Genomic DNA, 19,943 nt, shown 5'->3' with positions numbered 1-19,943 from the left:
ATCGGGTGAACCATAGCATTGCCGGTTATGGTGAAGACAACTGTGGTTTAGGTAGTGATCGCGCCCGACTGCCGTTCGTTATTTCGGTTTGACGGATAAGATGATCGTACCGGCGCAGGTACGCCTTGCCGAGTGAGGTGTTGCCGACTTGGAGGTAGCATGCACCCAGGTAGTAGAGAGCTTGGGCGTGACGTGGATTGCGGCGAAGCACCTTTTCAAACAAGGGGATAGCGCGCGACGGTTCGAGCAGCTCTTTGTAGCATAATCCGAGCATGAACTGCGTTTCTATATCGTCGGGCCACTGTTCGAGTACTTGCTGGAACTCTTTCGCTGCAAGATCGTAACGACCCCGTCGGATGTACATGTAGCCAAGATCAAAGCGTAATGAATGCGCATCAGGGGCAAGCTGCACGGCTTTGCGCCAAGCAGCGAGTGCCCATGTGTCGCGTCCAATCGTATTGTACACAAATCCAAGGAAGTAATGGGCTTGAGCATCGGTCGGGAGCAATTGAACGGCGCGCTCGAAGGCGCGGACCGCTTGCTTGGTCATTCCCATATCGTAAAGGAGTTTGCCCATCTGCAAGAAGAGCTGGCCGTGGTGCGGATTAAGACGGGCGCAGGCGAAAAGGATTTCATAGGCCTGTTTGGGCTTCTTTTGCAAACGCAAGATGGCACTCATGCGGAGGCATGCATCAACATAATGGCGATGTTGCGGTGGTATTTGCTCATATTCGGCGTAGGCTTCGTCAAACCGACGTTGGCGAGCCAAAAGGTTGCCCAGGAGGTAACGGGCAGCGTACTCTTGTGGACGCCACTGAAGCAAGGCGCGGTAGATCCGCTCGGCCTCTTCTTCATATCCTTGTTGCTTGAGGGCCTGGCTAAGCCGGTAATACCACTGAGCCACCTCTTCTTCGCTACGGTTGACGAGTGGCTCGTCGGGTAATGGTTCGGGTGAGACAAACGTCGGTTCAACGCGCAGCGCTTCGGCAAAGCAGCGTTGAGCTAGCTCGTGCGCACCGTGGCTTTGGTGCATCAAGCCCATATAGTACCGTGGCTCGGCAGCTTGCGGGCGTGCGTTGCAGGCGCTACTGAAGTGAATATACGCCCGACCGGCATCGTCGATTCGTTGGTAGCAGCGACCAAGCGCAAAGTGGGCTTCGTAGAGGTTGGGGTTGTGTTCGAGCGTTTCTTTGAAGGCGGCGATGGCCCGGTCGATTTGTCCGAGGGCGGCAAAGGCGACGCCGAGGTTGTAGTGGGCCTCAGCCAGTTGCGGATCGGTCTGTACCGCTTCGAGATATTCGCGCAATGCCTCTTCCCAATGATCTTGGAAGGCAAGCGAGTTGCCGATATAGAGATAGATAATTGCCCGTTCGCGCTCGTAAATTTGGGCTTGCTCTTCCCCATCAACGTATGCGGCGATGAGGGCAGCCTTAAAATGCTCGATTGCATCGGCGTAAGCCGCGCGCAGGTAGGAACGCATTCCCTGACTAAACGCTGCCCCTAGGCGGGTGCCGCTCATAAAGCGCTCGCTACCATTAAAGGTATCGAGGTCGAGGGGCATAAATTGAAGCTCATTGGTCGATGCCATAGCGCACCTCGGCGACCAGTGTCATACTGATATCTACTATAACATGCTCGTCGCCCTTCGTATATTGAAGAATTGCCATTTAAAGACATACGACAATATATAGTTTTCTTAAAGAGAGGAACTATTGAGCAGTGGTCATAGGGGTAGTTTGTAGAGAATGTCTCACGAGAGATGTTTTTTTTCGTTCACTCTTAACACTTGATGAGATGAAGAATGTGTAGAATATGCTGCGTGATGGAAGCCTGTCAGTTCTATCTTGCCGCCCAATGAGGTTGCGAACGGTGTAGATTATCAGCTAATTGCGCGATAATCATCGAGTGTTAGGCGGATTTGCTGGATCAGCTCACGTGCAAGGCCGCGACCGAGCGATGTTTGTGCGAGTGGTTGTAAACGGGGTAACGCTTCACGCCATTCCTCGACGTCGGTCGGTATATTACCGGCAAACAGAGTTTCCCACAGCATATCGACGCGCTCGACACCGATCACATCGGCGATCACGCTGCGGATTTCAGTGACCAGATCGAGTAGTCGTCTGCGTAGGATGACCATTGTAACGTCATCGCTTAGGATGCCGTTCGTCCACGAGCGCACTTCGTGGACAAGTGCGGCGGCAAGAGCGCGTGGTTTACGTTGGGGGTGGGCTACGATCAGATCAACGAGGCGCTCGAAGCTGAAGATCGTACCGTTCGGACTCTCGGCTTCGATCAGACCGTCGGTATAGAGCAATAAACTCTCGCCGGGAGCAATGATGGCTTGCTGTTGCCCGTATTCACTTTCGCTATCAATACCGAGCGGTAGTCCGGCAACTTCGAGTTCTTGTACGGTATCGGAAATTAATAACGGGAAGGTATGACCGGCGTTGGCGAAGCATACCTGTCCGGTGCGTGGCTCGAGCTGTAAATAAAGCATGGTTACCATACCGTGTGGAATCTCGCTTAATACACCCTGATTCACGGCGGCGAGGGTAGTGGCTGGGTTGATATTGCGACGTGCTTCGTGGCGAAAGACGGTGCGCGCCACGGCCATCCGCAGGGCAGCAGGGAGGCCTTTTCCACTGACATCACCGATCATGATACCGTGCCGACCATCGGTGAGCGGTAAGAAGTCGTACAGATCGCCACCGAGATCGCGTGCTGGTAGTGAGATAGCAGTGACTTCCCAACCGGGGAGGTGCGGGGCAGATTCGAGTAACAAGCCCTGCTGAATATCACGGGCTAATTGTAATTCCTGTTCGATCTCACGTGCCCGCTGCTGCGCTGCCTCGTCCATAGCCGGTGCAGCAGGTGATGGAGGAGGGGCGGCAGAAGGTGCGACATGCCGCCGTACACCGACGAGACTGCGCTGGCGGTGGGCCAGCAAACTCGGCCATGACCGGCGACGGTTCAGTAGTGTGGGTAGTATGTGACCGTTACGCGCAGGCATTATTGCTCCCCCTCGAGCCGGCGGATCCAACACCGACAACTCTCAGCCAGCCAATATACTGCAACTCCTTCGATGAGGTGATCGGGTGGTAACGAATGCAGTAAGCGCTCAGTATTGCGGTACTCGCGGATGGCATCGGCTACCCGATCGGTCTGACGGTAGCATTCGGCAAGATGGAAGGCAACGAGCGGAGAATCACTGTTCAGGTAGCGTGCTCGTTCGAAGTGGTGAATGGCTAACGTAAATTGTTGTTGGCGTTCGTAGATTAAGCCGAGCAAGATATGCGCTTCCGTCACGAGCGGATTGAGTTCTAAGGCACGGCGAGCTTCGGCCAGCGCGAGATCGAGTTCGCCACGGTTGGCATGGGCTTGGGCCGTTAAGGCCAGTACCGCCGGTGCGTGTCGTCCGGCAAGTGGTGCGTGGGCAAAGAGTTCGAGTGCCGCCTCGATCTGACCGCTTTCAATCATGCGCCGACCTTCAACAACGACTGTCTCGTCGGTAAAGAGTGGATCAGAGAAGGCAGGTGGAGATGTTGGCCGCCGCGTTGGCCGTGTTGGATGCAGGGTTGGGCGCGACGGTTTAGGCGATGATGCAACCATCCGTTGACGGGGCGGATCTTTGCGGTAGAGAAACGCACCATCAACGGACACCGGGCGTAGCCGATCAAAAATATTCCATAATGTCTCGGAAAAGCCGAGACACAGTGTACCACCGTCGGCCAAACTATCGTAGAAGCGCGCCATGAGTGTCCGACAGGTATCGAGCGAAAAGTAGATGGTCACGTTCTGACAGAAGAGAATGTGTGTACCGCGTACTGCCGGTGGAAACGGATCGAGCAGGTTATGCTGCATGAAGGTAACCAGTTGCCGCACTCGTTCATGGATGGTCAGCGCATTTCCCACCGGAGTAAAGAAGCGCAGTCGTTGAAGCGGTGTCAGATTGGTAAGGGTACGCCCGCGATAGATACCGGCGCGTGCCTTCTCAATTGCTGTAGCACTGAGATCGGTTGCGAGAATCTCGACCGGACGTGGTAAGGGTTCGCCAAGTGTCTCGAGTGCCGTAATCGCGATTGAATAAGGTTCTTCTCCGGTGGCACACCCGGCGCTCCAAATCTTGATCGGCATACCGGGCGGCAGCGTAGCGTGTAGAGTAGGTAGCAACGTCTTGCGCAAGGCTTCCATATGAGGCCGGTTGCGAAAAAAGACGGTCTCGTGGTTGAGGAACGGCTCGGCCAGATACAGTAGCTCGGTGCGATCTCGATTGGTCAGTAGATCGGCCAAGTATTGATCGGGCAAGCGCTTGAGAGCGAGCGCACGCCGTTCGACCGCAGTTTGCAAATGCGTGAGGCGAGAATCGTCGAGCAGGATACCGCAATAATGAGCAAGCATCTCGCGCAGCGAGCTGAGCGATTCGAGCGGCAGTGTCATAGTACCCTCTTTGGCGCCGAAAAGCGCTCGCGCAGGATCATCAATATCTGATCGGGTGGTAAGACCAACTCGGCGGCGCCGAGTTCAATCGCCGCACGTGGCATACCAAAAATCGTGCAACTGGCTTCATCTTGCGCAATGGTCAACCCACCGACGCGGCGGATGGCGCGCATTCCGACGGCCCCGTCGCGCCCCATACCGGTCAGCAACACACCGGCCGAATGCACGCCGTACAGTTCGGCGACCGCTGTCATTGTAATGTCGATTGAGGGGCGTTGAAGCAACAGTGGTGACATACTCAATCGGACCGTTCCGTCAGACTTGATCAACAGATCGGACTGATCAGGTGCGAGCAAGACACGTCCGGGTTGGAGAGCAAGACCATTGCGGGCCAATTCGACCGGCAGGGTACTGGTTTCGGCCAGCCATTCGGCCATTCCTTCACCAAAGCCTTGCGCGATATGTTGCACCACAATCACTGCGGCGGCAAAGGTGTTCGGTAGTCCGGCCAGTAATTGGCGGATCACTTTTGGCCCGCCGGTCGAGGCTCCGATCACCACCACCGGAAACTGACCAGGAGCAATGCGCGGACCGCGCACGTGATGGGGGGTATCGATCAAGGTTGTACGTACTTCAGAGGGTGGGTGACGGCGACCGCGCAGATGGGTGACAACTTTTACACGAGCCAGCAACTTGATACGTCGGATCAGGGTGCGGCGCAAATGATCGAGTGAATCGGCGTCAGTCAGACTTGGCTTTTCCATAACCTCGAGTGCGCCGGCAGCGAGGGCCTCGAACGCGATGTTGGCATCTTTCCCACTCACGGCTGCCGAAAGCACCAAAATTGGTGTTGGATGGTAGGCCATAATCTGGCGTGTCGTCTCTACGCCATCGAGAACCGGCATCCGTACATCGAGCGTGATCAGATCGGGTCGTAGTTCGGCGGTGAGGGCAATCGCGGTTTTACCATCGCCTGCTTCACCGACCACCCGGATCGTCGGATCACTTTCGAGCATCTGGCGCAACAAGCGGCGCATCAGTGCCGAGTCGTCGACGACAAGTACACGCAACGGATTCGTCATTGATTTTTACCTATCGTAGGTTTGGCATCAGTGTGACACACTTATTCCATATCTAGCACCAAGCGCACCCGATTGGGCAAGTTGAGGAGATCGATATCTTTGTTAAGATAATCATCAACACCGGCTTCAAATGCGGCTCGTTTGTCGTCTGATGACGTGAGCATAATAATCCGTAAATTATCCAACGCCGGATTTTCGCGGATGCGGCGGCAGACTTCGTAGCCATCAATGCCGGGCATCTGTACATCAAGGACTAACAAGTCGGGTGGATTCGCGGCAATTGCGGCCAGTGCCTCTTCACCGCTGTGAGCAAGTTGGACGGTGTAGCCGTACATCTCAAGCCGCATCTTGACAATATCGGTAACCAGTCGGCTATCATCGACGACCAAAATGGTTGGCATAACTACTCCTCGTGGCCGAGCAGTTGCTGAATCACCTTCAGCAAACTGTCTTGGTTAAACTGACTTTTTACAATGTAGGCCTGTGCCCCTGCTTCCAGACCACGACGACGATGTTCTTCAGAGGCAAGACTGGTAATCAGCACCACCGGCAGATCAGAGAGGGCCAACTCGCGCCGGATGCGAGACGTGAGGGTAAAGCCATCGACTCGCGGCATCTCAATATCGCTTACAACAAGATCGTAGGTCGTAGAACGGAGCATGTCAAGCGCATCGGCACCATCAATTGCCGCGGTAACTTCGTAACCGGCCGATTGCAAAATACTGCGCAATAATTCACGGGTTGTGAATGAATCGTCGACGACCAATAGGCGGGCCGGTCGTTGAGGTTGGGGTAACGGCTGACCGGGTACCGATGATGAGATTGCTTGGTGTTGGTTACTTTCGAGCAGATGCAGGGGGTTGATCAGCAAGACCAGCCCACCATCGCTCAACTGGACGGCACCGCTCAAAGCCGGACGACGGGCAAAGAGTGAGCCGAGTGGTTTGACGACCGCCTCGCGTTCGTCGATCAGGTCATCAACCAATAAGGCAACCCGTTGCTGGCGAGTATTGATCAAGAGGGCCGGGACACGCTGGCGTGTCAGCGGCGTGCCGGTCGTGATCCCTACCAGATCGGCCAAGGTCAGCAGGGCTACGGTGCGCTGTTGGTAGGCAACTGTCGGCCGACCATCGATAACTTGTACCTGATCGCGCTGCACCCAAAGGATGCTGCTCACGGTTGTGGCCGGTAATGCCAATATTTGACTTCCTACCTTTACCAGTAATACGCGGCTGGTAATGAGCGTGAGGGGGATGGTGAGCGTGATCGTTGTGCCTTGACCAACCGTGGTGTCGACCCATACCTGTCCACCTAGTTCAAGCAAATTGGCACGCACAATATCCATACCGACACCGCGCCCCGAAATCTCGGTGACGGTTGGCGCAGTTGAGAAGCCCGGTTGGAAGATAAGATTGAGCGTTTCTTGCAGATCGAGCTGGTTCGCGCGTTCGGTATTCAACATACCGAGGGCAACGGCCCGTGCCCGGATACGTTCAGGGTCGATCCCTCGCCCATCATCAATGATTTGGATTCGCACTTCGTTTCCCAGAGATGTAGCGCTGATCCGGATCAGGCCGGTAGGTGATTTGCCAAGGGCAATACGCTCTTCAGGTGATTCGATTCCGTGATCGACCGCATTTCGTACCAGATGTACTAAGGGGTCGCTGATTAATTCGAGAACCTTGCGGTCGAGTTCGGTGGTTTCGCCACCGATCTCAATCGTCACCTGTTTGTTAGTTAGGGCTGCTAGATCACGCACCAATCGTGGCAGATTGTTGAAGATGGTGGCAATCGGTAACAGCCGTACTGCCATCACTTCTTGCTCAAGGTCTTTAATCAAAAGCTGTTGGCGGGCCAAATGGCGGTCAAGCCGGTCGCTCTGACGTTGGGCCAGATCGTTAATAGCCGCTTGCACTTCGCGCAGGGCATTGATGCGGGTATCAAGCGCTTGCCGTTGTGACTGGGAAAAGCGGAGACGGGCCAATTCCTGTTCGAGTGCCTGCAATGCTCGTTGTTGGCGTTCAACAGTCTCTTGCAGCCGATACAGCTCTTGCCCAATTTCACCAAGCCATTGTTGGGTGATGACCAGTTCACCGGCCAAATTGAAGAGCCGATCGAGGCGGTCGACTCGTACCCGAACGGTTTGGCGGGTCGTGCGCGGTGGTTCGCTGTCTGACGGCTGGGACGACGGAGGCGGTGACGGTGATGGTGATAGAGGTGGAGTGAATGCCGTGGTGGTGTCGGTTGAGCTTAGTTGTTGCAGAAATTGTTCAACTGCCGACGATTCGGCTGGCGGTATATGTGGAACATGAGCCACCAGCCGCCCGATCAGATCGCCGCCGTGGAGCAACAGATCGGTCAGACTGCGGTCGAGGGTACGTTGGCCTTGCCGAACCTGACCGAGAATGTGTTCGAGTGCGTGAGCAGCTTGGGCAATCGGATCGAAGCCGAGCATACGAGCCGATCCCTTAATCGTATGGACGGCACGGAAGGCGCGATCCAGTTCGCTACGGCGACGATCCGCATCGGCATTTTGCTCAATAGTCAACAAAACTTCGCTCAACAGACGGAGATTATCGGCGATCTCATCGCGAAATTGTGCATAGAAGCTGGTTAGATCCATAAGATCATCGGCATTCTCACTAAGCGTGATCGGTGTCGATTTGGGCCAAGCCGTGCAAGCGAGCTGCTATAGCGGTGAGTTTTGCTGCCGATTCGGCCATATGGCGTGCGCTTTGTGCGGATTGACGGGCAACTTCCGCGATTTCGCGCATCGTCTCGACGACCTGCTCACTGGCGCTTTGCTGTTGAGCAGTTGCCAGCCCGATCTCGGCGGCAGCCTGAGCCGTGCGTTCGGCCACCATCACGATATTGTCCATAACCTGACCGGCGCGATGGGCCAGTTCAACACCGCGCTCAACCTCTTTGCTGCCCTCTTCGGCGGCCAATACGGCGGCGCTGGTCGCCTGTCGGATCTCGGCAATCACCCCTTTCACCTCTTTGGCCGCAGCAAGGGTACGATTGGCCAAACTCTTTACCTCAGCCGCCACCACGGCAAATCGGCGACCATACTCACCGGCGCCGGCAGCCTCGATGGCGGCGTTCAGCGCGAGCAAATGGGTTTCATCAGAAATATCGTCGATCAGGTCGATGATTTCGCCGATCTGCTGGGAACGCTCTCCCAAGCCGAGCACGCGGGTCGAAATATCTTGGACGCGCTGCCGGATGCGTTCCATTGCCTGAATACTCTCATCAACCGCATCTTGACCACTACTCAACTGCTCAAGCGTCTGTTGGGCAGCTTCCGAGACGTGTTCTGCCGCTTGGGCAATTTGGCGGGCCGTACTGCCCAATTCTTCAATCGTGGTCGAGACCTCAGAGACAGCGCTAGCCTGCTCGCTTGCTCCGCCGGCCTGTTGTTGGGAATTGGCCTGCAACTCGGCAGCCGCTGCGGCCAATTCGCTGCCTAGCTCAACCTGTTGAATATTTTTCTCCATCAACTGTTCGGTCTTGCGGAGTAGCTCGGTAGCACGCAAATGCGATTCGGCCAGTGCCCGATTGAGATCGCGGCTACTCAGCCAGGCTAATGTACCGATTGCACTAATGGTTGTAAGCAGAAAACCGGCATCAATCACAACATTATCGTCTAATAATGGTCGTAGACCACCGAGTTGTTCACCGAGTAGCAATGCCGCATACACCAAGATACCGCTGATAATCACAATAAGTGTATCGCGTCCGCTACCGAGGAGACCGGCGCTAATGATCGGTACCAGCAAGACAACGGTACGCGCTCCATCAGCACCACCGAACAGGATGATAACCATCGCTGCGCCGGTAATCATCGCCAAAAAGAGCCAGCGTCGGCTCAATGCGATGTGTTGGGATTGGAGAAGCCACCCTGCTAAGCCGTACATAGTTACGCCGATCAAGGTTATGGCGCTCGCGATTGCAAAGGAGAACGTGGTGGTGGACTGGTTCAACCACACAATCAGACCAACCACCCAGAAGAACACTAATAGTGTCGCGCTGACCAAGATGAGCCAGTGCAAGATCGTGCGGTTTTCGCGGAGAGCGGCAAGTTCAGTTGTAGCCGTAGTGGATGTTCCCGCTTTCATAGTGCTTCCTTATGGTGGGCTAGACGCAGACCGAGGGCCACATCGGTTGCGATCCGGCGGAGATCGAGGACAACGACCGGTTGATTGTCGAGCAGGGCCACGCCGTTGACCCATGGCAATTGTAAATGAGCCATGACGAACGGTGCGAGCGGAATGATTGACGGAGCAGTGACCAGCAGATCGACATGCGGTGCCGTCAATTCGACCACACGACGGCGCATGGCGATGGTCAGCGCATGCAAGCGACCGCTCGCCGGTGGATCGTTCGGATCAAGGAGCGGCCCTAGTTGGTAGCGCACAATCGGGCGACCGCGTTCATCGCGCTCGGCCGTGGTAGGTTGACTAATACTATCAACATCGTGTTGGCGGCATAGATAGCGACGGTAAACCGTTGTGATCAGTAAAATCACGCAGCCTCCTTAACAAAGGCAAAAACGGCAGCCAGATCGAGTAAGGCTACAGGCTGCTCTTGATAACGAAAGACGGCGTGAATCACTCGTTGGGCCGGGCCGGTGAGGTGGGCCGGTGGTGGTTCGAGGAGGGAAGATTCGATGGCAACAAGATCATCGACGGCATTGACCAGCAATGCAGCCTCGATGTCATCCTGATGTATCCAGATGAGGCGTGTCGCCCGATCGGGTATCGTCGCAGGCAAACCGAGTAAGAGTCGTAGATCGATCACCGGTAGAATCTGACCGCGTTGGTTAAGTAAACCGGGCAGGAGCGGTGGTGCGCCCGGTATCGGCGTTGGTGTATGCCAACGCACTACCTCGCGCACCGCTTTTCCGGGGAGAGCGTACAGTTCGTTGGCAAGGCGAAAAAGCAGATATTCTTTGTACGAAACGGTTTGCGTTGATGGCTGCATAAGACATCGGCCAAAATTCGTTATTGTCAGCGATTATAACGTGTTTCGGGTGAATCGATCAAAGGTAGATAACTTGCCGCCGCTGCCCAACTGTGTTATAATCGGGAACGGAATTGTTATCATCTGGCAGGCGGAGACAACGCCGCCTGCCAAATTTGTGTGTCAGGACGCCGTGCAGTCCCGCTCCCATGCGGGCGCCTGCCGGCATTAGGTGAAAGGAGCGACGCCGTGTCGCAGCAACTACTTGAAGAGCTAGGCCGGCGCCAGTATCGCACCGATATCCCCGAATTCCGCGTTGGTGACACGGTGCGCGTCGGCGTAAAGGTGGTTGAAGGTAACCGCGAACGAGTACAGGATTTTGAGGGTGTCGTCATTCGGCGTCGGGGTGAAGGGATTAACGAGAATTTTACCGTGCGCCGGATCGCATCCCATGGAATCGGGGTCGAACGTACCTTCTTGCTGCATGCACCGCGGATCGACTACATCAAGGTTATCCGGCAAGGTAAAGTTCGGCGGGCGAAGCTCTACTACCTGCGTGGGCGCACCGGCAAGGCTGCTCGGATCCGCGAGCGCCGCTAGTCGTGTCAGGTGGTATGAAACGATACCGATAGCACGGGTGATAATCAACCTCGCTATCGCTGGTGTGGGGTAGCCATCGTGGTATACCCCACACTAGTTTTAACACTTTCGCCAACTCCCATCCCGTTGCATTACGACGTTAGCGGCTGCCGGCCTCTACCCGCATCACCAGCTCGGTAAGGGCCAGGTTAAACTCGGCGGATCGCTCAATAGCACTAAGATGACCTGCTCCGGGAATGACGACAAACCGGCTACCGGGAATCGCTTCGTGCATCGTGCGAGCTTCGCTGGGTGGTGTAAGCGTATCTTCTGCTCCCACGACAACGGTGACTGGAACACGAATCTGGCTGAGTAACGAGGTAGAGTCGGGTCGAGCGGCCATCGCGTGGAGCGCGGCAGCAATACCTTCAGGCGGATTAGCCGCTGCTATTGCCTGCAATTCAGCCCGTAGCGATTCAACGGCTGTCGGCGCCAGCAGATTCGGCAAGAGGCGTTCGGCCAACGCTGCACTACCTTCGCGGAGCACAAGTTCGGCATTAGCCGCACGATTAGCGCGAGCTGTGTCTGTATCAGCCGTTGCGCGCGTGTCGGCCAGCAAGAGGCCGCCGATCCGTTCGGGGGCTTGGCGGAGGATAGCGAAGGCGATGTACCCACCCATCGACAAGCCGGCCACAACTGCTCGTTCAATACCTAATGCGTCAAGGAGCGCAATCACATCGGCAGCGTAATCGTCGAGCGATTGGGGCAGTGGTATGGGTGGTGAGTTGCCAAATCCGCGTAGATCGGGTGCGATCATCCGAAAACGGTCGGTCAGGGTCGTCATTTGGGCGCGCCACAAGGCTGAACTAAGCGGAAAAGCGTGTAGTAAAACTACTGGTAGACCGCTACCCACATCGGTGTAGTGGATTTGCGCACCGGTTGGAGAGCTGATGTTCATAGCCTCCTCCTGTTCACCATACGTGATGATGTATCGTATTGTGCCATAAAAACGAAAGAGGCGGGTAGCTCACCCGCCTGTATCGGGTCACAACGCGAGTTTCTCACCGCAACGAGGTCGGTATGAGGAACGAAGGGCGTCAACTCCAGGTGCTTTAGTCCTGGGATATACACCCGTTTCTCGCTTGAGCAGGATTAGACGTGACAGAAACACATGTTCTATGTTATACTGTAGCTGCGTATATACCATCGGCAGGATATGGAAGTCCGTCAAACGAGTACGCCTTATCATACGGAGCACAGCATTGACTCTCGTGACCAGTACCACGTTATCTTCTGTCCCAAGTTTCGCCGCAAGGTCTTGACGAGCGCGGTTGCTGAACGGATGCGCGACCTTGTGATGGCATAATCAGCAGGGTACGGCGATGTGGTGATGGATCACGTGGTGCAACCGGATCACGTCCATCTCCTGCTTGATGGTGATCCGCGGAGTGGAAGACATACGGTCGTCGCCCTTATCAACGGTCGTACCTCCCACGAAGTACAGGGCACGAGGTTCCCTCGTGGAACACGTGCATCCCGACGTAGTAGACGCGCAGTAAGATGACGACCTCGGTCGGCACGATGACTCGCAACGTGGTGCAGTAGTACCTTACAAACCAGCAGGGTAGCTGCTATTCCGCGGTACCTCCCAATTCCGGCTTGCGCCAACGAACGGTCACGGATGCCTGTTGGTACAGGTGCTTGACGCATGTCGCTGTTCAGACAACGATACGCTGGCGTACCACAAGGCCGGATGGGACAACGAACCGCGCCCGGCGGATGGGGACGACACCAAGCGGCGCATCCCAATCGGGAACGCGGCGCGTCCGTCGCTGCACACGGTTCACGCCCCGGTGGTGCCGCGCGTGACCAAACAGGTTGACCTGGCGTTCACGGCGTTCTTCCGGCGCGTCAAGGCGGGTGACACGCCTGGGGAGCTGCGTGTGCGCGGCAACGGCAGGTACGACTGCTTCACGTATCCGTATGTGGATGCGTACCAGATGAACGGGCAATGGCGTGACCGGTCGACAATCATCGCGCATCGTCCGCTTGCAGACACGAACACAACGCTCACGATCCGGCGCGCCAGGACGGGCACGCGGGACGCCTGGTTCAGCGTGGTCACCGAACCTGAACGGTTGCCCGAACGTCAACGCACCGTGGGGAGTGATGGTGGCGTGATGCATGTCGCTCCCTTGCCCACAGGCGAAACCGATTGCGAACCTGCACTTCTTCCGCACAGACGAACCGGCGGGCGCCAACGCACCGTGTCACTGGTCGAACACTGCAAAGGGAACGCCGGCACGCGCCCCACGACATACGGTGGTGGTGCATATTCACGAACGCATTGCGCACCGTCGCAACGACTTCGCGCATTCACTCAGCCGCCGTCTCGTGAATGAGGTCGAAATGACCGTCGCGGCAGACCTGCCCATCGCACGGCGATCAACCACCACACGCCGGCAAACCGTAGGGCCGATGCCACAAGGAACCACCTGCCAGGTCGACGCACTCCAAGGCTACGCGTGGCGGTAGGTGGTAGCTGGCAGTTGATCCACGCGGGACATCGCAACGCGGCAGCCAGTATCGCGCGGTGGTGAACAAGGATGTGTCCGTTCGCGTGATCAGTGACTCTCGTGCGGCGTGGCAATCGACCGTAATCGCCACGCCGCACGGAATAGAGTGGCTGTGGGGCTACACAGCCTGGGTGCAAATCCCTAGAAGCCCACGGTGCATACGTGGGAGTAGTCACGAACGAAGAATAGCTAATAGTCGATCAACAGACGACATCACCGACGGGGTCGGTCGGGGAGAAGGGGCCGGTGTGGGTTCGCGATGTACAGATTGCGCGTGCTCAAGCCGTACTAACCGTTGCGTAATGAGTTGCACGACGCCTTCCACAACATCAATTGCCGACCAGCGCAGCTCGGTGGCGAGGTCATCTAATCGCTTACACCCGTCAATTGCCTCAATCAGCACATGCAACGCCACACTCGTTTGGCATTTCGCTTCATTCTCAGAGACAACCAACACTGGTATCAGATTGAGTGAAGGTACGTGGTGCCAAAGTCGCCGCCAACGCAGGGCAGTGCGCTCGGCGTTACGAATGATACTCTCGTGATCGCCCCACACCGATTGATGCTCACTGCGCGCACCACTGATAACGTTAAACGTCCCATCCTGTACGTTTAACAAAAGACCAAGTGCTTCGCTGCCGATCTGCCCATCGCATTCGATATGATAGATTTGGCCGTTTAAAAAATAGATACGACCGGATCGCTCGCCGGTAATATCGAGTGATCCGGTAAGTGAACTGTACACTGCAAGATCGATCAACTCTCGTAACGATGCTTGTTGCAACGTACCGTGTAGTGCCATCGTGGGCCTCCCAGACTAGGTAGCATGGCAGCAGAGGAATGCCCTTTAAATTGACTATACCACGACACTACATGTGGCAACAAGATGACCAGAGTACCGTCGTTGACTAGGACACCCGAACAATCGTTCGTCACGAAACTAGCGTGCTGGCGAGCTTGAGACGATCGGTGTCGGCGTGACCACAACGGTGCCAGGTCGGCCTAACAACGTTGCTCCCAGCAGCACCAGGGCCAGCCATGCCAGATCGGCAAAGAGTAGATGCACCAACTGCATCCAAACCGGTGCTTTAAGGATTACGTTCAGCGCACCCAAGAAGATTTGGCCGACAAAGATCGTTGCCGTTATCCATGCCAGTCGCCGCGTCGTTGGCGAGGGGTCATGGCGTATTGCTTGTTGGGCAAGTGAGATCATCGCCAACCCGACCAGTGTGCCAAGTACCGGATGAATAATACGCATCAACACGAGCGGATGACTATCACGGTTGATCGGTTGGGAGACACCGCCGGGTAAAACCCCCAACTGTAACAGGGTGTCACCAAGTGCGGTCACTGCACCACTCGAACCGACGATTGCCGTGCCCACGAGGGCAGCTATCAGCATTGCCAACAGCCTACCCTTACCGCGTACTTCAGGAGCCGGTTTACCACTCGCATACCATGCCGTCAGGGCAATTGACCCAATGAGCAAGAAAGTATTCACCAAGTGGAGGCCGAGAGAGAGTGCGCGTGTCAGCGAGGCGTTGTGAGCAACCAATTGGAACAGTACCAATGCCGCACCGATCAGTGATTCGATAATCATGAACACCATTGCAGCAATGGCAGCGCGTCGTGCCGGGTGGCCGGCAGCAAACAAACGTAAGGCCCAAACCAGTAGGGCGATCACCAAGAGCAGGGCAATACCACTCGTCACCCGGTGCGAGAACTCGATCAGTTGGGCCGTATCAGGGGAACGTGGGATGACTTGACCATCGCATAACGGCCAGTGATCGCCACAACCGGCCCCTGAACCGGTGGCCCGCACAAACGCACCCCACAGAATCACCAGCAAGTTGTAGCCGACATTCAGCCACGCAAAGTTGACAAATGCACGGTGTCGGGAATCCATGCTGTAACCTCCCGCCGCGACCGTTGGCCGCGGGTTGCAAGAATAATGTGACAGTTCGCACTTTATTCTAACATGGTCTTCACACAACGCGCAGTAAACACCGTGTTATAATTCGTTCACCAAGCGGAATACGACGCTATTAGAGGGGCGATTCCGGTGACGATCCACGCACCGCCATCAACAGAACAGCTTGTCCGGGTGTTACGCCATCTCTGTCGGCAGCCATCGACTACCGGCCAGCCCGATGAGTTGCGCACTACTGCCGAACATATTGCGTTCCTTGTCCGTTTGCTCGGCATGCAGGTGCGGATTGTTAGCTCGGCACCTGCACCGGTGATCATCGCTCATCGCGTCGGTCGTCGCCCACAAACCCTCTTGCTGTACCACTATTACGATACACCACCGACCGGTCCGTGGCGCTACTGGTTATCGGAACCATTTGAGTTAGCCGAACGGGATGGGCAAGTGTTTGGACGAGGCGTAGCCGGTGGGAAAGGGGCACTGGCTGCGCATCTGGCTGCGTTGCAAGCTGTTGTGCAACGCGAAGGTAATTTGCCGTGTGGGGTGATCCTGGTGATAGAGGGTGCCGCCAACAGCGGTAGTCCGGGATTAGCCGAAGCGTTACGTTCACATGCCGATCTCCTGCAATGTGACGCGGTGCTGGCCAGTATTGGCGATCGTGACGCGAATGGGACACCAATTTGTGTTAGTGGTAGTAAAGGATGGCTCCGGCTGCAGCTCGTCGCCCGTGGTCCAGCGTACCCCTTACCGGCCGGGTTTGCCACTAGCGTTGCCAACCCACTCTGGCGCTTAATTTGGGCATTGGCTGCGCTGAAAGGCGACGATGAAGACGTGCGTATCGAAGGGTTCTACGATGCGGTTGAAGGTCCGTCGCGCGCCGATAATGCGATGATTCGGCAGTTGCAACTCGCTTCTGGCGCGCGTCGACAAGCCTGGCAGATCGATCAATTTCTCTTTGGTATCGATGGTGCAGCCTTGAGCCGGTCGGAGGTGACGCTGCCAACGTGCAATGTGAGCGCGCTGACGGTTGAGCCACACCATGATTTGCCGGGTATTCCATCGGCTGCAACAGCGTTGCTTGATCTGCAACTGGCGCCGCGCCAACAGCCCGATGCCGTCACCGAGTTGATACGGCAATTTCTCAATGAGAAGGGTTTTGGCGATGTGATCGTCGAACGTCTGCCTGGTGGCTATGCGCCATGGGTGACGGCAACCGATAATCCCTTTGTTAGCCGGGTAGCCACTATTGGTGCGACAGTATTTGAACGTCCGCCAGCAGTTGTCCCTGCCGGCCCCTATCCCATCCCATTTAGTGTGTTGACCGAGGTGCATCCGGTGCCTACGGTTAGTATCGGCTTTACCCCGGTAGAGAGTACCGTTTTTGCCCCAAATGAGCATATTGCCCTCGCTGACCTTAGTCGACACAGTCAACTGTTGATCGAGTTGCTCGACCGATTGTGGGTCTAACTTCGCCCCTTGCACAGTCAATTCACAATCTTTTTCAAAATATTTCAACCAAAATGTTCGTAAATTAGCTTGACTTTCACCGAACGTTAGCATATACTAACCCTCGACCTTGCGCAAGGTTGTGTCGATTTGTCACGAAGAACAACCAAGGTTGAGGAGTGATACCGTGAATCAGGTGACTCGTATAGGTGTGTTGATCATCGCTGCGCTTATGATCGCAGCATGTGGTAATCAGACAGCATCTACTCCGACGCAAACCCCGGCAGCATCTACTCCGACGCAAACCCCGGCGAAACTGGTCGTTTATTCTGGCCGCAGTGAGAGCCTCGTCGGTCCCTTCTTTACCCAATTCACCGAGGCTACCGGAATTCCGGTTGAAGTTCGTTATGGTGATACCGCCGAATTGGCGGCGACGATCCTTGAAGAGGGAGCCAATAGCCCGGCCGATCTCTTCTTTGCCCAAGATGCCGGAGCATTGGGGGCACTAGCTGCAGCCGATGTGTTGATCCCGCTCCCGACCGATGTACTCAATCAGGTTGAAGCACGTTTCCGCTCGTCGGATGGTCGGTGGGTTGGGATTAGTGGTCGCGCTCGTGTGGTTGTCTACAACACCAACAAGCTCACCGAGGCCGACCTACCACGTTCGATTACCGGTTTTGTCGATCCGCAATGGCGTGGGCGTGTTGGTTGGGCGCCGACCAACGGTTCATTCCAAGCCTTTATTACGGCAATGCGCGTACAGTTGGGCGAAGAAGCAACGCGCAAATGGTTAGAGGGGATGATTGCCAATGAGGTAAAGACGTATGAACGCAATGCGGCAATCGTGCAGGCTGTAGCTGCCGGCGAGATTGATGTCGGGTTTGTGAATCACTACTACCTGTACCAATTGCAGCGTCAATCAGGCGATACACTACCGGCCGCTAACTACTATCCGCCTGATGGTGATGTAGGCGCGCTGATCAATATTGCCGGTGTTGGCATTCTCAAGACGGCCAAGAATGTTGCCGAAGCGCAGCGGCTGATCGAGTATATGCTGTCAACCGATGGTCAGCGTTATTTTGCCGAACAGACCTTCGAGTATCCGCTGGCCGGTAATGTACAACCCGATCCGCGATTAAAGCCCTTGTCCGAGATCCAAACGCCTAATATCGATTTGAATCAGTTGCGTGATTTACAGGGTACGCTGCAATTACTCCGCGAGGTGGGCGCTTTGTAATCGTGTTCACGTGCCGCGATCCGCATACGATCGCGGCACCTTGTTGGATGTCTATGATCCGCCGTACTACCCTTGCTCCGACTGCTCTATCCACAGCGTCGCTCCGTCGGCAACCGTGGTTGCTGATCGGCTTGAGCTTGGCCGTTGTGATGTTGGTATTGTTGCCGATTAGCTACTTGATAGTGCGCGCGTTGGAAGCCGGACCCGATGCGTGGGCCGTGTTGCTTCGTCCGCGAACGCTGCGGGTGGTGTTCAACAGCCTGGGTGTGGCGATAGCTACGGCTCTGCTCAGTGTGGTTATCGCCGCGCCGTTGGCTTGGTTGACGGTATGTGTTGACATTCCAGGACGCAGGTTTTGGGCGATTGCTACTGCTTTGCCACTAGCGGTGCCGTCGTACATCAACGGCTTTGCGATTATTGTGGTATTAGGTCCGGTGGGTCTGTTGCAGCAGATGCTTGCCCCATTCGGTGTTGAGCGGTTGCCACCGATTTATGGGTTTGCCGGAGCAGTGTTAGCCCTTACGTTGAGCAGTTACCCGTATGTTTTGCTGAACATGCGCGCAGCATTGTTGCGCTGCGATCCGGCGGTGGAAGATGCAGCCCGGAGTATGGGTGATAGTCCATGGCTAGTGTTCTGGCGAATTTTACTGCCACAGGTGCGTCCGGCAATTGCGATCGGTGCTCTGCTCGCTGCCCTCTACAGCTTGAGCGATTTTGGTGCGGTCTCGTTGTTGCAATTTGAAACCTTCACGCGATCCATCTATGTGCAGTATCGTGGTTCGTTCGATCGAAGCGGCGCAGCCCTGTTGGCACTGGTGCTGATCGGGTTGACCCTCAGCCTGATAGGGATTGAGCACTTGATCCGGGGACGACCAAGTATGAGTCGGACGACGTGTGCCGTGGCGCGGTTGCGTCGGTTGGCCGATATTGGATGGTGGCGTTGGCCGGCTGCACTCTATGCCGGACTAATCACGCTCTTGGGCGTTGGGATGCCGCTAATCGCACTTAGCTATTGGTTGATCCGTGGTCTCTTGAACGGCCAAACCCTCACCACGCTCTGGCGTCCGCTGGGCAATTCGTTACTGGCTGCCGGTGGTGCAGCGCTCTTGACCGTCGTGATGGCCGTGCCGATTGCTCTCCTTGTGGCCCGCTTTCCGTCGCAACTGAGCCGTCTACTCGATGCCGCAGCATACACCGGTTATGCCCTGCCCGGTATTGTTGTGGCGTTAGCACTCGTATTCTTCGGGGCCAATTTTGTGCCATGGCTTTATCAAACGTTACCAATGCTACTGTTAGGGTTGGCAATTCGCTTTTTGCCACAGGCAGTAGGCGGGCTACGGACTACGTTACAGCAGATGAATCCACGGGTAGAAGATGCGGCCCGTTCACTAGGGCGTGCTCCGTTTACCGTCTTTATCGGGATTACATTACCGCTGATCATGCCCGGTGTGTTGTCGGCAGCAGCGCTGGTTTTTCTCACCTCGATCAAAGAGTTACCAACAACGTTACTACTTAGTCCAACCGATTTTCCCACTTTAGCTACAATGATCTGGAGTGCGACATCAGAAGCGATGTTCACACAAGCTGCTGCGCCGGCGTTAGTATTACTCATTGTATCGGCGGGAGCAATGGCGCTGATGCTGATCAATGAGCGGACAGAGTAGTGGTCAACAGCTTATGGGGCAGCCTACCACGAC

Annotated in this window: 19 protein-coding genes; 6 read left to right on the top strand and 13 right to left on the bottom strand. The window is 55.9% G+C overall.

What is annotated here, in order from left to right; translation table 11 throughout:
• Positions 1-25 precede the first annotated feature (25 nt).
• From ACP5OT_RS10060 to ACP5OT_RS10020, 9 genes are all read right to left on the bottom strand, one after another.
• Entirely contained in the window at positions 26-1,588 is a 1,563-nt protein-coding gene (locus tag ACP5OT_RS10060; protein ID WP_424675912.1) for a tetratricopeptide repeat protein, read from the bottom strand.
• Positions 1,589-1,879: 291 nt separating this feature from the next.
• The gene (locus ACP5OT_RS10055; RefSeq protein ID WP_428112512.1) at positions 1,880-3,010 is read right to left on the bottom strand and encodes a PP2C family protein-serine/threonine phosphatase; all 1,131 of its coding nucleotides are present in this window, start codon (positions 3,008-3,010) and stop codon (positions 1,880-1,882) included.
• Positions 3,010-4,437, bottom strand: a complete 1,428-nt coding sequence (locus ACP5OT_RS10050; protein ID WP_428112510.1) for a CheR family methyltransferase — start codon at positions 4,435-4,437, stop codon at positions 3,010-3,012. Before ACP5OT_RS10050 ends, ACP5OT_RS10055 begins: the two co-directional genes overlap by 1 nt.
• A complete protein-coding gene (gene cheB / locus ACP5OT_RS10045) occupies positions 4,434-5,519 on the bottom strand; it encodes a chemotaxis-specific protein-glutamate methyltransferase CheB (RefSeq protein WP_424675915.1) in 1,086 nt (361 codons plus the stop codon). Before cheB ends, ACP5OT_RS10050 begins: the two co-directional genes overlap by 4 nt.
• 41 nt (positions 5,520-5,560) lie before the next feature.
• Positions 5,561-5,920 (bottom strand): response regulator, encoded by a 360-nt coding sequence (locus ACP5OT_RS10040; RefSeq protein WP_015941135.1) that lies wholly within the window; start codon positions 5,918-5,920, stop codon positions 5,561-5,563.
• A 2-nt stretch (positions 5,921-5,922) separates the two neighbouring features.
• Positions 5,923-8,142, bottom strand: a complete 2,220-nt coding sequence (locus tag ACP5OT_RS10035) for a hybrid sensor histidine kinase/response regulator (RefSeq protein WP_424675916.1) — start codon at positions 8,140-8,142, stop codon at positions 5,923-5,925.
• Between the two features lie 19 nt (positions 8,143-8,161).
• A complete protein-coding gene (locus ACP5OT_RS10030; protein ID WP_424675917.1) occupies positions 8,162-9,637 on the bottom strand; it encodes a methyl-accepting chemotaxis protein in 1,476 nt (491 codons plus the stop codon).
• The gene (locus tag ACP5OT_RS10025) at positions 9,634-10,047 is read right to left on the bottom strand and encodes a hypothetical protein (protein WP_428132023.1); all 414 of its coding nucleotides are present in this window, start codon (positions 10,045-10,047) and stop codon (positions 9,634-9,636) included. Before ACP5OT_RS10025 ends, ACP5OT_RS10030 begins: the two co-directional genes overlap by 4 nt.
• Complete coding sequence (locus ACP5OT_RS10020; RefSeq protein WP_424675919.1) at positions 10,044-10,502, bottom strand: chemotaxis protein CheW; 459 nt, start codon at positions 10,500-10,502, stop codon at positions 10,044-10,046. The genes ACP5OT_RS10025 and ACP5OT_RS10020 overlap by 4 nt, the downstream gene beginning before the upstream one ends.
• A 228-nt stretch (positions 10,503-10,730) precedes the next feature.
• Here ACP5OT_RS10020 and rplS point away from each other — a divergent pair, with 228 nt between their 5' ends.
• The gene (rplS, locus tag ACP5OT_RS10015) at positions 10,731-11,081 is read left to right on the top strand and encodes a 50S ribosomal protein L19 (protein WP_015941140.1); all 351 of its coding nucleotides are present in this window, start codon (positions 10,731-10,733) and stop codon (positions 11,079-11,081) included.
• Between the two features lie 139 nt (positions 11,082-11,220).
• Here rplS and ACP5OT_RS10010 read toward each other — a convergent pair whose 3' ends face one another.
• Complete coding sequence (locus ACP5OT_RS10010) at positions 11,221-12,018, bottom strand: alpha/beta fold hydrolase (RefSeq protein WP_424675920.1); 798 nt, start codon at positions 12,016-12,018, stop codon at positions 11,221-11,223.
• A 432-nt stretch (positions 12,019-12,450) separates the two neighbouring features.
• On the opposite strand from ACP5OT_RS10010, the gene ACP5OT_RS10005 reads away from it, so the two are divergent.
• Positions 12,451-12,624: a transposase gene (locus ACP5OT_RS10005; protein ID WP_424675929.1), complete on the top strand. Its 174-nt coding sequence runs from the start codon at positions 12,451-12,453 to the stop codon at positions 12,622-12,624.
• Positions 12,625-12,778: 154 nt separating this feature from the next.
• Here ACP5OT_RS10005 and ACP5OT_RS10000 read toward each other — a convergent pair whose 3' ends face one another.
• Positions 12,779-13,246, bottom strand: a complete 468-nt coding sequence (locus ACP5OT_RS10000) for a hypothetical protein (RefSeq protein ID WP_428132021.1) — start codon at positions 13,244-13,246, stop codon at positions 12,779-12,781.
• Between ACP5OT_RS10000 and ACP5OT_RS09995 the strand changes: the two genes are divergently transcribed.
• Positions 13,245-13,595 carry a hypothetical protein gene (locus tag ACP5OT_RS09995; protein ID WP_424675922.1) on the top strand — a complete coding sequence of 117 codons (351 nt, stop codon included), beginning with the start codon at positions 13,245-13,247 and terminating at the stop codon, positions 13,593-13,595. The two genes, ACP5OT_RS10000 and ACP5OT_RS09995, sit on opposite strands and share 2 nt — an antisense overlap.
• Positions 13,596-13,808: 213 nt before the next feature.
• Here ACP5OT_RS09995 and ACP5OT_RS09990 read toward each other — a convergent pair whose 3' ends face one another.
• Both ACP5OT_RS09990 and ACP5OT_RS09985 read right to left on the bottom strand, forming a co-directional pair.
• Positions 13,809-14,438, bottom strand: coding sequence for a DUF4388 domain-containing protein (locus tag ACP5OT_RS09990; protein WP_424675923.1), 630 nt, complete (start codon positions 14,436-14,438; stop codon positions 13,809-13,811).
• A 138-nt stretch (positions 14,439-14,576) separates the two neighbouring features.
• The gene (locus tag ACP5OT_RS09985; protein WP_424675924.1) at positions 14,577-15,542 is read right to left on the bottom strand and encodes a COX15/CtaA family protein; all 966 of its coding nucleotides are present in this window, start codon (positions 15,540-15,542) and stop codon (positions 14,577-14,579) included.
• Between the two features lie 156 nt (positions 15,543-15,698).
• Here ACP5OT_RS09985 and ACP5OT_RS09980 point away from each other — a divergent pair, with 156 nt between their 5' ends.
• The 3 genes from ACP5OT_RS09980 (at position 15,699) to ACP5OT_RS09970 (ending at position 19,910) form a co-directional block, all read left to right on the top strand.
• Positions 15,699-17,030, top strand: a complete 1,332-nt coding sequence (locus ACP5OT_RS09980; protein WP_424675925.1) for a M20/M25/M40 family metallo-hydrolase — start codon at positions 15,699-15,701, stop codon at positions 17,028-17,030.
• Between the two features lie 166 nt (positions 17,031-17,196).
• Positions 17,197-18,246, top strand: coding sequence for an iron ABC transporter substrate-binding protein (locus tag ACP5OT_RS09975; RefSeq protein ID WP_428112502.1), 1,050 nt, complete (start codon positions 17,197-17,199; stop codon positions 18,244-18,246).
• Between the two features lie 53 nt (positions 18,247-18,299).
• Positions 18,300-19,910 carry an ABC transporter permease gene (locus tag ACP5OT_RS09970; protein WP_428112500.1) on the top strand — a complete coding sequence of 537 codons (1,611 nt, stop codon included), beginning with the start codon at positions 18,300-18,302 and terminating at the stop codon, positions 19,908-19,910.
• Positions 19,911-19,943 lie beyond the last annotated feature (33 nt).

This window comes from Chloroflexus sp. (assembly GCF_049970315.1).
Classification (GTDB): domain Bacteria; phylum Chloroflexota; class Chloroflexia; order Chloroflexales; family Chloroflexaceae; genus Chloroflexus.
The sequence above is the reverse complement of the archived record's forward strand: the minus strand, read 5'-3'. Positions and strand labels throughout refer to the sequence as shown.